The sequence below is a fragment of the Allobosea sp. Root483D1 genome (assembly GCF_001429505.1).
Lineage (GTDB): Bacteria > Pseudomonadota > Alphaproteobacteria > Rhizobiales > Beijerinckiaceae > Allobosea.
Map to the genome: position 1 here is coordinate 908164 of NZ_LMJW01000001.1, position 14246 is coordinate 922409.

General features: G+C 66.2%; 13 protein-coding genes. 7 read left to right on the forward strand and 6 right to left on the reverse strand.

Annotation, left to right across the window (positions count from 1 at the left end):
• Genes ASE66_RS04320 through ASE66_RS04340 form a run of 5 tightly spaced genes read right to left on the reverse strand, consistent with a single transcriptional unit; the run spans position 1 to position 5713 of the window.
• Positions 1–1470, reverse strand: a complete 1470-nt coding sequence (locus ASE66_RS04320; protein WP_057188297.1) for an amidohydrolase family protein — start codon at positions 1468–1470, stop codon at positions 1–3.
• Complete coding sequence (locus ASE66_RS04325) at positions 1467–2303, reverse strand: ABC transporter permease (protein WP_057188298.1); 837 nt, start codon at positions 2301–2303, stop codon at positions 1467–1469. Before ASE66_RS04325 ends, ASE66_RS04320 begins: the two co-directional genes overlap by 4 nt.
• Position 2304: 1 nt before the next feature.
• Complete coding sequence (locus ASE66_RS04330) at positions 2305–3558, reverse strand: ABC transporter permease (RefSeq protein WP_244494791.1); 1254 nt, start codon at positions 3556–3558, stop codon at positions 2305–2307.
• A gap of 5 nt (positions 3559–3563) precedes the next feature.
• Positions 3564–4625, reverse strand: coding sequence for an ABC transporter substrate-binding protein (locus tag ASE66_RS04335; protein ID WP_057188300.1), 1062 nt, complete (start codon positions 4623–4625; stop codon positions 3564–3566).
• 26 nt (positions 4626–4651) lie between these two features.
• Positions 4652–5713 (reverse strand): ABC transporter substrate-binding protein, encoded by a 1062-nt coding sequence (locus ASE66_RS04340; RefSeq protein ID WP_057188301.1) that lies wholly within the window; start codon positions 5711–5713, stop codon positions 4652–4654.
• A gap of 189 nt (positions 5714–5902) precedes the next feature.
• Between ASE66_RS04340 and ASE66_RS04345 the strand changes: the two genes are divergently transcribed.
• The 3 genes from ASE66_RS04345 (at position 5903) to ASE66_RS04355 (ending at position 9269) form a co-directional block, all read left to right on the forward strand.
• Positions 5903–6610, forward strand: a complete 708-nt coding sequence (locus tag ASE66_RS04345; RefSeq protein ID WP_057188302.1) for a FadR/GntR family transcriptional regulator — start codon at positions 5903–5905, stop codon at positions 6608–6610.
• Between the two features lie 19 nt (positions 6611–6629).
• Positions 6630–8039 (forward strand): amidohydrolase family protein, encoded by a 1410-nt coding sequence (locus ASE66_RS04350; RefSeq protein WP_057188303.1) that lies wholly within the window; start codon positions 6630–6632, stop codon positions 8037–8039.
• 66 nt (positions 8040–8105) lie between these two features.
• Positions 8106–9269, forward strand: coding sequence for an MFS transporter (locus ASE66_RS04355; protein WP_057188304.1), 1164 nt, complete (start codon positions 8106–8108; stop codon positions 9267–9269).
• A gap of 44 nt (positions 9270–9313) precedes the next feature.
• Here ASE66_RS04355 and ASE66_RS04360 read toward each other — a convergent pair whose 3' ends face one another.
• Complete coding sequence (locus ASE66_RS04360) at positions 9314–10216, reverse strand: LysR substrate-binding domain-containing protein (protein ID WP_057188305.1); 903 nt, start codon at positions 10214–10216, stop codon at positions 9314–9316.
• A 188-nt stretch (positions 10217–10404) separates the two neighbouring features.
• On the opposite strand from ASE66_RS04360, the gene ASE66_RS04365 reads away from it, so the two are divergent.
• From ASE66_RS04365 to ASE66_RS04380, 4 genes are all read left to right on the forward strand, one after another.
• On the forward strand, positions 10405–11454 hold the full coding sequence (locus ASE66_RS04365; RefSeq protein WP_057188306.1) for an ABC transporter substrate-binding protein: 1050 nt from the start codon (positions 10405–10407) through the stop codon (positions 11452–11454).
• Positions 11455–11515: 61 nt separating this feature from the next.
• Positions 11516–12589 (forward strand): ABC transporter ATP-binding protein, encoded by a 1074-nt coding sequence (locus tag ASE66_RS04370; protein WP_057188307.1) that lies wholly within the window; start codon positions 11516–11518, stop codon positions 12587–12589.
• Positions 12582–13445 carry an ABC transporter permease gene (locus ASE66_RS04375; RefSeq protein WP_057188308.1) on the forward strand — a complete coding sequence of 288 codons (864 nt, stop codon included), beginning with the start codon at positions 12582–12584 and terminating at the stop codon, positions 13443–13445. Before ASE66_RS04370 ends, ASE66_RS04375 begins: the two co-directional genes overlap by 8 nt.
• Entirely contained in the window at positions 13442–14236 is a 795-nt protein-coding gene (locus ASE66_RS04380) for an ABC transporter permease (RefSeq protein WP_057188309.1), read from the forward strand. Before ASE66_RS04375 ends, ASE66_RS04380 begins: the two co-directional genes overlap by 4 nt.
• Positions 14237–14246: the final 10 nt, after the last annotated feature.

Sequence of the window (14246 nt, forward strand, 5' to 3'; positions counted from 1 at the left end):
TTACTCCGCCCAGAGGGGCAAGGAAGGGGAGAAGCGCTCGGACACGGTCCGGCCGAGGCTGTCGTGCCTGGGATGAGCGTCCCAGACCGCCTGGCTCGATGCAGCGACCTCGGCGAGAATCTCGTCCTCATCCGCGACGAGCAGGCGCCCGTCTTCGACCAGGACGTTGCCACCGACGATGACGGTGCTGACGCGATCGGGGCCTGCCAGGTGGACCAGCGCCCTGATCGGGTCCGGATTGGCCCCGAACGAAAGGGATCGGGGATCGACCAGGACGATGTCCGCCTTTGCCCCAGGCGCCAGGCGGCCGAGATCGGGACGGCCCAGCGCCGAAGCTCCGGCCAGGTTGCTGGCCCGGAAGACATCGGCGGCCGCGCCGGCCTCGAAGTTGCCGTCGGCGAGCTTGTTCATCAGCGATGCCATCCGCATCTCCGCGAACATGTCGAGCGGGTAGGTGTCGGTTGCGAGCGCGACGTTCACGCCGGCGCGGCGGAAGCGGTCGAAGCTTTCGAGCGCAATGCCGCGGCGCGCAAATGCGACCGGCGAATGCGCCACGTTCACGCCGGCCGAGCCGAGGATTTCGATGTCGTTCTCGACGGGATAGCCGATGGCGCTGTGGGTGGAGATATAGACGCAGTGCGCGAGGATCGTCTCGGCGTCGAGAACGCCCTCCTGCGCCAGGCATTGCACCGGCGTCAGGCCGGTCTGGATCATCGTCTCGTAGAATTCGCGGTGCTGTTCCACGAAATGCAAGGTGAATGGAACGCCGAGCGATCTGGCGACCGCCTTGGCCTCCCGGCGCAGCTCCGGCGTGGAGAGATAGTACTCGTCGAGCGCAATCAGCCCGGTGACCAGGCCGTCGGTCGATGCCTGGAGCCGTTCGGCAAACCGGGCAGTCGCCTCAAGCGACTGGAAGCCTGCTTTCGCATCCAGTTCGCTCGAGACCTTGCCGTCCTCCTCGAGCCAGTAGCGTCCGCCTGTGACGACGGGGCTCCAGACCAGCCGGATGCCGAATTCCCGGGCGGTTTCGAGCATCAGTTCGCCGTCGCGCGGACCTACCGGGGCGAAGGCGACCACGGTCGTCACGCCGTTGCGCAGCAGCGAGGCGAAGCCGTAGCGCAGCGAGGCCCGTGCATCCTGCGGGGCGAGGAAGCCGGGGCGGCCGGCGCGGTTCTGCGGCAGGAAGTGCAGGAAGCTCGATCTGACGAATTCCCTGCGCCCGCCATCGACCAGAAGCCGCGGACCTTCATGCGCGCCGATATGGGCGTGCGTGCTGATCTGTCCTGGTATCGCGATCAGTCCGCGTGCATCGATCCGGCGCTTGGCCTGGCCCGGGAAGTCCTTGCCGACCGCGACGATCCGATCGCCGGTGATGGCGATGGCGCCGCCTTCCAGATAGCGATGCTGCTCGCCGTCGAAGGCAATGATCAGGCCTCCGGAGATGACGAGGTCGGCGATCTGCTCGGTCATTGCTCTGCTCCTACGGGACGCCGCATCCGCTCCGAGCGTGCGCGCAGCCACTCCATCACCAGCATCAGGACGACGGACACCATCAGCAGCACGACGGCGGCGGCGGTGATCGTGGGCGAGATGTTCTCGCTCACGCCGCTGAAGATCTGCCGCGGCAAGGTGCGCTGCTGCGGACTGGTGATGAACAGGGCGATGACGAGCTCGTCGAAGGATGTGACGAAGGCGAAGACGCTGCCCGACGCCACGCCGGGCGCGATCATCGGCAAGGTGACGGTCCGGAGCGTGCGCAGCGGCGAGGCGCCCAGGCTCGCCGCGGCCCGGGGAAGGTTCGGATCGAAGCCCTGCAGCGTTGCCGAGACGGTGATCACCACGAACGGCAAGGCCAGCGCGACATGGGCCAGGATCAGGCCGATATAGGTGCCGACGAGATTGACCGCAGCGAAGAAGTAGAAGGCCGAGACCGCGATGATGACGACTGGCACGGCGATCGGCGTGACCAGCAAGGCCATGATGAAGGGCTTGAGCCGGAACCGCGCGCCGTGAAGCCCGAGCGCGGCCATCGTCCCCAGGACCGTCGCGACGATCGTCGTCACGATGCCGACGAACAGGCTGTTGAGCAGCGCTCCGGTCCATAGCGGGCTCGTGAAGAACTCCCGATACCATTGCAGCGACCAGCCCGGGAGCGGGAACACCAGGAGCTGGCCCGCCGTGAACGACAGCGGAAACACGACGAAGATCGGCGCGACCAGGAAAACGAGGACCGCGTAAGTGAACGCGCGCCCCCCGCTAAGAGCGAGCCGTTCAATGAGGGGGGTGGAAGATCCGGATCTCATCTCAACGCACCCGCAGGCGGTTGAAGCCGACGAGTTTGCCCAGGGCCAGGTAGATTGCCGCAACGACGATCAGCAGGAAGGCGCCGAGCGCCGAGGCCAGGCCCCAGTTCACCGCCGAATTGGTGAAATACGCGATGAAATAGCCGATCATTTGGTCGCCCGGGCCGCCGACGAGCGCCGGAGTGACGTAGAAGCCGACCGAGAGGACGAAGACCAGCGTCCCGCCGGCCGCCACGCCCGGCAGGGTCAGGGGGAGGTAGACCGTCCGAAAGACGCGCAGCGGCGAGGCGCCGAGCGACGCGGCCGCGCGCAGATGGTTGCCGGAGACCCCCTTCATCACGCTGTAGATCGGCAGGATCGCATAGGGGAGCAGGACGTGGACCATGGCGATGATCACGCCCGCCCGGTTGAACACCAGCGGCAAGGGCGAGCTGATGATACCCAGGGCCATCAGCGCCTTGTTCACGAGGCCCTCGTTCTGGAGGAGGATCACCCAGGCGGTGCTGCGCACCAGCAGCGATGTCCAGAACGGCACCAGGACGAGCATCAGCATCCAGCTGGCCGCCCGCTTGCCGGCCCTCGCCATCACTGCGGCGACCGGAAAGCCGATCAGCAGGCACAGGGCAGTGACGGTCAGGCTCACGGACAGGGTTCGTCCGTAGAGATCGATGAAAATGCGCTGCTCCGGCGCGACGCGGCGCAGCTCTCCCTCGGGCGATTTGTGGAGGTCCAGCGCCGTGAGGAGATAGAAGTCCGTCAGGCGCCCGGACTGCTGGTGAAGCACGCCCCAGAGGGCCGGATCCGCCCATTGCTTGTCGATCGCGATCAGTGCGTCTTTTGCGGACGCCCCTTCCGCGATCGGCAGGCGCCGCGCCGTCTTGGTGAGAAGGCCACGCGCCCCGGGCAGGGCGTAGTTGAGCCGCCTCCCGATCAGCCCAAGCGAAGGCTGGCCGCGGATCGCGTTCAGGTCCGCCGCGATCGCGGCGAAAGCCGCTTCATCGGGCTCGCCCTGGCCCGACCAGCTCTGCATGACCTCCGCGGTGCGCGGCAGGTAGGTCTGGATCTCGGGATTGTCGACGCTCCTGAACATGAAGAGAGCGAGCGGAAGGACGAAGAACAGCGCGGTGAAGATCACGCTCGGAGCAAGCAGCGCCAGCATCTTGATGAGATGCTTCCGCTCCGAAGCGCTCACCTGGGCGGCGAGGCCCGGGTTCTCGACCGCGACGGAGACCGATCGGGGTGAAGCGGATGCCATGGCCGTCATTGCGCGACGAAGGTCGCGAAGCGTTGACGGATGGCGTCGCCGTTATCGAGCCAGAAATTGATGTATTGCTGGCCCGCCTGCATCATGCCGTTGCGTGATTTCGGATCCGGGAGGCTGGCGCGGCGCGCCTCGCTGAGGAGCGGGCTGGCGTCGGCATTGGCCGGAGGATTGCCTAGCGCCTCCATGTGCCGGGCCTGTACGGGCGCCGAAAGCTGATAGGCGATCAGGCGGATCGCCGCCTCCTTCCGCGGTGAGCCCTTCATGACACCCAGGAAGATGAGGGCGTTGGTGTAGCCGGCATCCCAGACGATGCGCAGCTTGCGGTTGTTGGAACTGTTGGCTGCGTTGACACGGCCGAGCCAACCGTAACCCATCGAGACCTCGCCGGTGAGCAGCAACTGCATCGACTCGTCACCGCTCTTCCACCATTTGATGTGAGGCTTGAGCTCGGCGAGCTTCTTGAAAGCGCGGTCGACACCGCCTGGCGCCGTGAGGACCTTGACGACATCGGATGGCGGCACGCCGTCCGCCATGAGCGCGATCTCGAGCGTCTGGTCCGGCTGGTACATCAAAGCGCGCTTGCCGGGAACCTTGGCGACGTTCCAGAAATCGGCCCAGCTCTTGGGTGCCGCATCACCCTTCAACCTGTCGGAGTCGAAGACGAGAGCGCCTGGGGAGGCGAGGTAAGGCGCACCGCATTCGCCGAAGCCGCCCACGGCCTCGAACGCCTCGGGCCTGGCGTATTTCGACCAGTCGATCTTTTCGAGGAGACCTTCTTCGCAGCCGGCGACCTCGTTGATGGGATTGAGGCTCACCGCGTCCCAGACGAGATTGCCCGTCTCGACCTGCGTGCGCAGCCGCGCCAGCTCCTGATTGAACGTGTCGACCCTGATCTGGACCCCGGTCTCGGCCGTGAAGGGTTCGAAGACCGTTTTCCGCTGGACGTCGCCTGGCTGGCCGCCCTGGGTGACGATCGTCACCGTTTCGGCGCCGAGCGCTTGCTGCTGTGCGAAGGTGAGGACGATCGCAGTCGCGATCGCAGCATGAACCGGCCGCATTGGTAGCCTCCCTGGAATTGTGAGTGCTATTGCGCGGCGAAGGTGATGAAGCGCTGGAGCAGCGCGTCGCCGTTGTTGAGCCAGAAATCGAGATACACCGTCCCGCTCTGCAGCGAGGCTAGCTTCATGTGCCCGGCGGGCAGCGTGGCGCGCTCCGCTTCGGTCAGGAAGGCGTAGGCCTTCGCGTTCACCGGCGCATAGTCGATGGCGCGTGCGAAGTTCGCCTGCGGCTCCGGCGACGATGCGAGCTTGATGAAGTCGATCGCCAGATCCCTCTTCTTGGTGCCCTTCATGACCGCGATCATCTGGCTGCCGGAAACGTGCCCCGCGCCGAACTCGATCTTGAGCTGCCGGTTATTGGCGCGGTTCGCCATCCCGACCCGGCCATTCCAGGCGAAGGTCATGACGACCTCGCCTGTGAGAATGGCCTGCATGGATTCGTCGCCACTCTTCCACCATTTGATGTGCGGCTTGAGCTCAGCGAGCTTCTTGAAGGCCCGGTCGACGCCTCCTGGCGCCGAGAGAACCTTCATCACGTCAGCCGGGGGCACGCCGTCCGCCATGAGCGCGACCTCCAGGGTCTGCTCGGCGCGATAGAGGAGGCCCCGCTTGCCGGGAAACTTCTTCACATCCCAGAAATCGGCCCATGTCTTCGGTGTTTCGCCGCCACCGTAGCGCTTCGAGTCGTAGACAAGGCCGCCAGAGACGAAATTGTTCGGCAGGCCGCATTGGCCGAAGCCGCCGACATCGGCGTAGTCCTTCGGATCGAGATGTTTCGACCAGTCGATGCGTTCGAGCAGACCCTCGTCGCAGGCCGTGGCCTCGTTGATCGCCGTGACGCTGACGACGTCCCAGACGAGATTGCCGGTCTCGACCTGAGAGCGAATCTTCGCGAGTTCCTGGCTGAACTGATCGTCGACGACCGTATGCCCGGTCCTGGCGGTGAACGGCTTGTAGTAGGCCTCACGATAGCCGGCGCCGGCAGCGCCGCCATTGTTGGCGACCGTGATGGAATCCGCGGACGCGACTTGCGGCGCGATCAGCCCGATCAGCGCCACGCTCAGGCTGAGCAGCTTCCGGTTCGCCATGATGACAACCTCCGTTCCCCGTTGGATTGGTTGCATATTTGGTTGCGATTGAGCTCGCACGCTGGTTGTTGGGCATACTTCAATATCCGTTCATGTCGCATGTCAATTGCCAATTTCGACGAAATTGCTTGACTTGAGAGATAGATTTTAGGCAACTGAACTCAACCAAATCAGAAATTGGTTGCAATTATGACTCGCCAGCGCATCACGAACGAGATTAGATCGGCCCTGGAAGAGGGCATCGAGGCGATGATGAGCGAGGCGGCAGATCGGACGGAGGCAAGGCTGCCGACGGAACGGGAGCTCGCCGAGCGCTTTCAGGTCAGCCGGCACGCGATCCGACAGGCCCTGGAACGGCTTGAAGCGAAGGGATCGCTTTGGCGCCATGTCGGGCGCGGCACCTTCCGCGGCCGTCGCAGCGAGGCCGAGCCGACCACGGCCGACGTCGCGGCCTTCTGCAGTCCCCGGCACATCTACGACGCGCGCCGGATGCTCGAGCCGTCGCTCGCCTCACTCGCGGCCCTGAACGCCACCCCCGCGCAGATCGCCGAGATCCAGGCGATCTGCCGGCGCTGCGCCGCCGCGCGGAACATGGATGACTACGAGGTCTTCGACGAGGCCTTCCATCGAGCGATCGCGCAGGCCTGCGGCAACCCGCTCGCGGCGGAGCTGTTCGAGACCGTCAATCAGGCCCGCAAGAAGATCATCTGGGGGGCGATGCGCCGCGCCGTGCTTCGGCCCGAGCGCCGGGCCTTCTTCAGCGAGCAGCACCGCGAGATCGTGGACGCGATCGCCAAGCGCGATGCGCATGCCGCCTGGCAGGCGGTGATGTCCCACATGGAAACGGTCGCGCAGACCTACGAGGCCTTGCGGCCGGGTGAACCGTTCATCGTCTAGGGTAAAGAGGACTGGAAAAGTGGAGCTAGAGAACGTCGACCTCGCCGTGCGCGGTCGCATCGTCACCATGGACAAGGACAGGACCGTCATCGATGACGGCATGGTCGTCTCGCGGGCCGGCCGGATCCTGGCTGTCGGTCCGCGGCAGGAGATCGCCTCGCGCTTTCGGTGCGACCATGTCGCAGGCGACGCCCACTCGATCATCATGCCGGGCTTCATCGACGCCCATACGCATTGCACCCAGTGCTTCGTCCGCTCGCTCACCAGCGGCGAGCTGCCGATGATCCCGCGCATCTACAGCCCGGCACAGCGCTCGCTGAACCCGGAGCAGGCCGCCACGACCGTCCGGCTCATCGCCGCCCAGCTGCTGCGCTCGGGCATCACCACGATGTGCGAAGGCACGTTGAACCCGGCGCACGAGCCGGCGATCGTCCAGGCGATCGAGGAGACCGGAATCCGTTGCGTGATGGCGCGCGGTGCGGCGGATCAGGACTTCCACCATGCCGCGCTCTACAGCCAGATCACCGATCGCTCCTGGTACAAGGCGCGGGAGGGCCAGGCGGAAAAGGAACTCCTCGCGACCGAGGCGTTCCTGCAGCGGCATCCGGCGCGCGGCGACGGGCTCATCCGGGGCGCCGTCAATGTCTCGGCGCTCCTGAACTTCTCCGAAGCCTACTTCAAGGGCGGTGCCGAGCTGGCCCGCCGGCACGATACGACCATGCAGGTCCATATCGGCCGGGATCGCGAGGAGGTCGAGTTCTGTCTCTCCGCGTTCGGCCGCCGCCCGGTGGAGCGGCTCGCCGATCTCGGCGTCATCGACGAGCATCTGGTCGCGGTCCATGCCGTGCTGGCGAGCGAAAAGGAGATCGAGCTCCTGGCCCGCGGCGGAGCCGGCCTCGCGCATTCCCCGGTGGAATGCGTCGCCAATCTCAACGCCATTCCCAACCTGCCGCGCTTCAGGGCGTCCGGTATCCGCGTCGCGCTCGGATGCGACAACCAGGCCAACGACATCTTCGTGAACATGCGGGCCGCCTGGCTCATCCACGGCGCCAAATGGGGGATGTCGGCCTATGATGCGGAGTTCCTGTCCGCTGGCGAGATCATCGACATGGCGACCATCGAGGCCGCCTCGGTGCTGAGATGCGACGACCTGATCGGCTCGCTGGAAGCCGGCAAGGCGGCCGACATCGTCGTGCTCGACGGGAGCGGGCCGCACATGATGTCTTCGCAGCATCTGTCGAGCGAGCTGCTTCGCTACGCCTCGCGGGCCGAGGTCAAGACGACCATCGTCGCCGGCAGGGTCCTGTATTCCGACGGGGAGTTCGCGACGATCGACATCGAAAGGCTGCGCGAGGAAGCCACGGCCGGCGCCAGCTTCGTCAGCGATCTCGTCGCCGAGCGTCGTTATCGCCCGCTGCCAGCCTGGTAGTCCATCCGTGCGAGCCATGCGACCGTCGCCCCTCCAGTGATCGCATGGCCGGCCTCGGGAGCTGCAATGTATCTTGCGGTCGTGCTGATCGGCCTGAATCTCAGGCCCTTCCTCACCGGTGTGGCTCCCCTGGCTTCGGACATCCACGCGGCGACGGGCCTCAGCGATCAGGGCATGTCCCTGTTCGCCAGCCTGTCCATGGCCGCAATGGGCTTATGCGCCTTCCTCGGCCCCGTCATTCAAAGGCGGATCGCCGAAGATCGCTGGATCATCATCGGGGCTCTCTCCGCTCTCAGCCTCTTTTCCGGCTGGCGGATGCTGACCGACAGCGGCAGCGTCCTGATCGCCAGCACGACGCTTTGCGCCTTGTGCGTCGCACTCATCCAGGCGGTTTTTCCGCGGCGCATCAAGGCGCATTTCCTGGGCAGGACACCCTTCGCCATGGGGCTGTTCTCGGCCTGCCTGATGGGTGGCGGCGCGGTAGGCGCGCAATTGTCGCCGCTGATCGCCGAAGCGAGCGGCAACTGGCGGCTCGGTCTCGGCTGGATGGCGCCCTTTGCCGCCATGGCGGCAGCCGTGTCCGTCTTCCACCTGCCGGCCAACGGCGGAGGTCCTGGCGGCACCCTGGGACTTCGGGACCTGGTGTCGAGGCCGCGAGCCTGGTTGCTCATGGTTGGCTTCGGGATCGTCAACGGCAGCTATGCCTCGATCGTCGCCTGGCTCGCGCCCTATTATCAGCGGATGGGATGGGGCAGCACCGATAGCGGTGGCCTCCTCGCCGTCCTGGCCGCCTGCCAGGCGATCGCTGCCCTTGCGATCCCCATGCTGGCCTCCCGGGGGCTGGATCGACGGCCCTGGATCGTCCTCTCGCTCGGTCTCCAGATCCTCGGGTTCTGCGGCCTCGCATTTGCTCCCGATCTCCACCCCGCCCTCTGGGCGATCGTGATCGGCATCGGAATGGGAGGCGCGTTCGCGCTGTTCATGATCGTCGCGCTGGATCACCTGGAGAACCCGGTCGACGCGGGCGCCCTTTCGGCCTTCATGCAGGGCGGCGGCTTCCTGATCGCCGGCCTGTTTCCGTGGATCGTCGCCGCCCTGGGCGAACGGGCCGGCGATCTTTCCTCTGGCTGGCTCGTCCATGTCGGGGCGATTGGCCTGGTCGCCGTCATGGCCTGCCGCTTCCGGCCCGAGGGCTATGCGCTCGCGCTGCGCGGCATCCGCCGCCAATAGCGACCAGAACGCGGGCTGGGCCGTTTCGCGGCTCACAATAGGCGCTATCCGGATCTGGAATTCAGGCTTTCGATCCGCAGGAAGCGAATGAACTCTTCGACGAGCCTGGTGCGCTGGCTGTGCGAGGGGAACAGCACGCCGAAATTATAGGGCACGTCGGGCTCGAACCGGCGCCAAACAAGACCCTTTGCGGTGAAGGCATTGGCGGTGAAGCGGTCGGTGATCGTGACGCCCACACCATTTGCCACCAGTTCGCAAGCCACCGCGGCGATGGGCGTGTCGACGCGGATGTCCGGCACGGAGCCGGCATCGTCCAGAGCCCGCTGCAGCGGCAAGTGGGCGAAGCTGTCCCGCCCCTTGCCGACGAATGCCAACCCATGCAGGTCGCGGGGCGTTATCACCTCACGCGCCGCGAGCGGATGGTCCGGCAACATCACGCAAACCCCGATCGCAGGATCGAAAAGCTCGATGTCGACGCCCGGCTTTTCCATCGGGAGCATCGCGAAGCCGATGTCGAACTGCCGCGTCGAAACCCAGGAGGCGATCGTCTCGGAGCGCTGGACCTGGAGCGCGGCAGCGACCCCACGGTGCTCCTTCAGGAAGCGAGCGAGCGCCATCGGCAGGAACTGGTGAGCCAGCGCCGGCATGCTGACGATCCTGAGCTGCTCGACGCGCCGCTCCTTGATCTGGGCGGCCCGCTGGGCGATGCGCTCCAGCCCGACGAAGCTGCGCTCGACCTCGTCCTGCAGGGCGAGCGCCTCCGCCGTCGGCCAGCTCCGCCCGTCCGCACGCGTGAACAGCGCGAAGCCCAGGCGCTCCTGCAATTCCTTCAGCAGCCGGGAGATCGATGGCTGCGAGGTGCGCAGGAGGCGCGCGGCCTGGGTGAAGCTGCCGACATGCAGCACGGCATTGAAGGCTTCCCAGTGCTTGTGACCGATCTGCGTCAAATCAAGGCACTCCGGGACCGGAAGCTTCAGAGTTCGGGCGAAGCGTACCCCGGCGGGCAGCAATGCTCGCCGGGCGCCTGGCCATGCTCATATCAAATCCGGATCGATCAATCCATATTTCGTCAATTGACAGATACCCTCTCCGCCTGAACCCTGACGGCAATCAGAAAGAAGGAGGGGTTGCCGGCATGAAGTCTCCGCGTCACGGAATCTGTTCGATCGCGCTCGGATTGGCGCTGTCGGCCACGGGCTGGGTGTCGTCCGACGCCCTCGCCCAGGACACCATGTATGTCGCCGGTTATGGCGGCTCGTTCGAGCGCCTGATGCGGGACTCGGTGATCCCGCCCTTCGAGAAGGCCAACAACGTCAAGATCGAGTATGTCGCGGGGCAGTCGACCGCCACGCTGGCGAAGCTGCAGGCACAGCGCAGCAAGCAGGAGATCGACATCGCGATCGTCGATGACGGCCCGATGTACCAGGCGGTGCAGTTCGGCTTCTGCGCGCCGATCCAGAAGGCGCCGGTCCTGGACGACATCTATCCGATCGCGAAACTGGCCGACCAGGCGATCGCCTTCGGCATCGGCGTCACGGCGCCGGTCTACAACACCAAGATCTTCAAGGAGAAGGGCCTGCCCGTTCCGACCTCCTGGGGCGACCTCGGCAACAGCGCCTATAAGGGCCAGCTCGCCCTGCTGGGCGCCGCGAGCACGACCGGCCTGCACGGCCTGATCATGGTGGCACGCGCCAAGGGCGGCGGCGAAGCCAATATCGATCCCGGCTTCAAGACCTTCAAGGACGAGATCCGGCCGAACATCGTGACCTTCGCTCCGTCGGCACCGAAGCTGGAAGAGCTGCTGCAGAGCGGCGAAATCGCGATGACGGTGGTCGCGCGGTCGCGCGCCGTCGCGCTGAAGAAGGAAGGGCTGCCGCTGCAGGCCGTCGAACCCAAGGAAGGCGCAGCGGCGCTGATGGTGACGATGTGCCCGGTCGTCGACAGCGATATGTCCGCGCAGGCGCAGAAGTTCATCCAGCACATGCTCTCGCCCGAACTCCAGAAGGTCTTCGCCAAGGCGGGCTACGGCCCGGTCAATCGCAAGACGCAACTGACAGAGGAAGAGAAGGAGGGGCTCGCCGTCGGTGACGAGGCCGTCGGCAAGCTCGCCAAGATCGACTGGCCGGTCGTCAACCAGAACCGTGCCGCCTGGACGCAGCGCTGGAACCGCGAAGTCGAACGCTGAGCCCTCCCGGTCCGGCCGGCCCTGCCCGGCCGGACCCTTCCCGAACGAGCCTTCCAAACACATGGCCAAGATCGCGCTCGAGGCGCTGACCAAGCGCTTCGCCAATTTCACCGCGCTCGCCGGCATCGACCTGGCGATCGAGCCGGGCGAATTCGTCGGGCTGCTCGGCCCCTCCGGCTGCGGCAAGACCACGACCCTCAACATCGTCGCCGGCTTCGAAGAACCGAGCAGCGGACGCGTCCTGCTCGATGGCCGCGATCTTTCGGGCGTGCCGGCGAACCGGCGCGGCATGGGCATCGTCTTCCAGAGCTATGCGCTGTTTCCGCACATGACCGTGGCCGAAAACATCTCCTTCGGGCTGGAGATGCGGGCGATCGGCCGTGCCGACCGGGACCAGAAGATCCGCCAGGCGCTCGACCTCGTGCATCTCTCGGCCTTGAGCGAGCGCTATCCGCGCCAGCTCTCCGGCGGCCAGCAGCAACGCGTCGCCCTGGCGCGGGCGCTCGCCATCGAGCCTGCTCTGCTCCTGCTCGACGAGCCCTTGTCCAATCTCGACGCCAAGCTGCGCGAGGAGATGCAGGTCGAGATCCGCGCGATCCAGCGCCGCGTCGGCACGACAACGATCATGGTCACGCACGACCAGGCCGAAGCGCTCGCCACTTGCGACAAGATCGCAGTGATGGATGCCGGCCGCATCGTCCAGCTCGCGGACCCGCTGACGCTCTACGATGCCCCCGCAAGCCGCTTTGCCGCGTCCTTCGTCGGGCGCTCCTCGCAATTGCCGGCTACGGTCACCGCAGTCGACGGGCCGATCGCGCGCCTGCGCATCGACGGTCTGGCGGCCGAGGTCGGCGGGCGGCTGCATCACCCCGTGCTGGTGGGCGAAGCGGTGCTGATCGCACTGCGGCCGGAGAAGGTCCAGCTCGGAGCTCCCGGGGCCGGTGCGGTCGATGGCCGCCTGCAATCGCAGGTGTTCCAGGGCAGCTCCTGGCTGTTCGCGGTTCAGACCGAGGTCGGGAGCGTACTGGTCTCGGAGCCGCATCGCGGCGCCCCGCGCTTCCGCGAAGGAGATGCCGTCTCGATCGCCTGGACGCCCGAGGACGCCGCCGTGGTGCCGGAGGCGGCCCGTGACTAGCGCGAAGCCCCGCCGCGCACCCTATTGGCTGAGCCTGCCGGCACTGCTTGTCTTCGCGGCGCTGCTGGTGACGCCGCTCGCCATGATCGCGGGCCTGAGCTTCCAGGCTTTCGATCTGAATACGGGCCAAATCGGCGGCCTGACCCTCGGCAACTACGCCGATACGCTGGGCGATCCCTATTATCACACGATCTTCCTGCGCACCGTCGGCATCGCGCTGGCGACGACGGTGATCTGCATCCTGATCGGTGCGCCGGAGGCCTATTTCCTGTCGCGCATGCGCGCGCCATGGCGCTCGATCTTCCTGATCGTGACGCTGAGCCCGCTGCTGATCTCGGTGGTGGTGCGCACGCTGGGCTGGGCGCTGCTGTTCGGCCGGAACGGCGTGATCAATCAGGTCCTCGCCGCGCTCGGTCTCGCCTCCGGCCCGATCCCGATGCTCTACACCGTCCAGGGTGTGGTCATCGCGCTGGTCCATGTCGCGGTGCCGTTCATGGTGATCTCCGTCTGGGCCGCCCTCCAGCGCCTCGACCCCAAGGTGATCCGCGCCGCGAGCTCGCTCGGGGCGAGCGAGTTCACGATCTTCAGGCGGATCGTGCTGCCGCAGGTCATCCCCGGCATCCTGTCGGGCTCGCTGATCGTCTTCGCCCTCGCCGCCAGCGCCTTCGCGACGCCCGCGATCATCGGCGGGCGCCAGCTCAAGGTGGTCGCGACCGCGACCTATGACGAGTTCCTGGGCACGCTGAACTGGCCGCTGGGCGCCGCCATCGCGATCGTCCTGCTGATCGTCAACGCCACCATCATGCTGACCTACAACCGCATCGTGGAACGGCGCTATGCGAGGTTCACCCAATGAGCCGAAACGGAGCCTTCGCGGTCACGTTCCACACGCTGTTCGTCGCCTTCATGCTGGCGCCGCTCGTGGTGGTGATGTGGATGTCGCTGACGCCCTCGAACCTGCTGTCGCTGCCGACGACCTCGTTCTCGCTGCGCTGGTTCTGGGCGATCCTGCGCCACAGCCAGTTCATCGACGCCTTCTGGTTCAGCATCCTGCTCGGCTTCCTCTCGGCGAGCCTGGCGATGGTGCTGGCTGTGCCGGCCGCGCTCGCCTTGGCGCGCCATCGTTTCCCGGGGCGGGACGGCTTCGTCGCGCTTTTCCTGTCGCCGCTGATCATCCCCCATGTCGTGCTCGGCGTGGCCTTCCTGCGCTTCTTCACGCAGATCGGCACGACCGGAACCTTCATCGGGCTGCTCGGCGCCCATGTGCTGGTGATCTTCCCCTATGGGCTACGCCTGGTGCTGGCGGCGCTGACGACGAGCGACCCGGCGATCGAGCGGGCGGCGATCTCGCTCGGGGCCTCGCAATGGACGGTGTTCCGGCGGGTACTCTTCCCGCTGATGATCCCCGGCGTCGCCGGCGGCTGGGTCATCTCCTTCATCCAGAGCTTCGATGAGGTGACGATGACCGTGTTCGTCGCGACCCCGTCCTCGATGACGCTGCCGGTGCGGATGTACCACTACATCGAGGAGTCGATCGATCCGCTGGTGGCCTCGGTCTCGACCGTCGTCATCCTCCTCACCTTCCTGCTCATGGCCATCGTGGACCGCATCTACGGGCTGGACCGCATCCTGGTCGGCAAGGGCTGAGCGCCCGCCG

Excerpts from the sequence above, each read along its gene's own strand:
- ASE66_RS04365 (WP_057188306.1), top strand. The coding sequence starts at position 10,405 with ATGAAGTCTCCGCGTCACGGAATCTGTTCGATCGCGCTCGGATTGGCG.
- ASE66_RS04330 (WP_244494791.1), bottom strand. The coding sequence starts at position 3,558 with ATGGCATCCGCTTCACCCCGATCGGTCTCCGTCGCGGTCGAGAACCCG.
- ASE66_RS04320 (WP_057188297.1), bottom strand. The coding sequence starts at position 1,470 with ATGACCGAGCAGATCGCCGACCTCGTCATCTCCGGAGGCCTGATCATT.
- ASE66_RS04335 (WP_057188300.1), bottom strand. The coding sequence starts at position 4,625 with ATGCGGCCGGTTCATGCTGCGATCGCGACTGCGATCGTCCTCACCTTC.
- ASE66_RS04325 (WP_057188298.1), bottom strand. The coding sequence starts at position 2,303 with ATGAGATCCGGATCTTCCACCCCCCTCATTGAACGGCTCGCTCTTAGC.
- ASE66_RS04380 (WP_057188309.1), top strand. The coding sequence starts at position 13,442 with ATGAGCCGAAACGGAGCCTTCGCGGTCACGTTCCACACGCTGTTCGTC.
- ASE66_RS04355 (WP_057188304.1), top strand. The coding sequence starts at position 8,106 with ATGTATCTTGCGGTCGTGCTGATCGGCCTGAATCTCAGGCCCTTCCTC.
- ASE66_RS04340 (WP_057188301.1), bottom strand. The coding sequence starts at position 5,713 with ATGGCGAACCGGAAGCTGCTCAGCCTGAGCGTGGCGCTGATCGGGCTG.
- ASE66_RS04345 (WP_057188302.1), top strand. The coding sequence starts at position 5,903 with ATGACTCGCCAGCGCATCACGAACGAGATTAGATCGGCCCTGGAAGAG.
- ASE66_RS04370 (WP_057188307.1), top strand. The coding sequence starts at position 11,516 with ATGGCCAAGATCGCGCTCGAGGCGCTGACCAAGCGCTTCGCCAATTTC.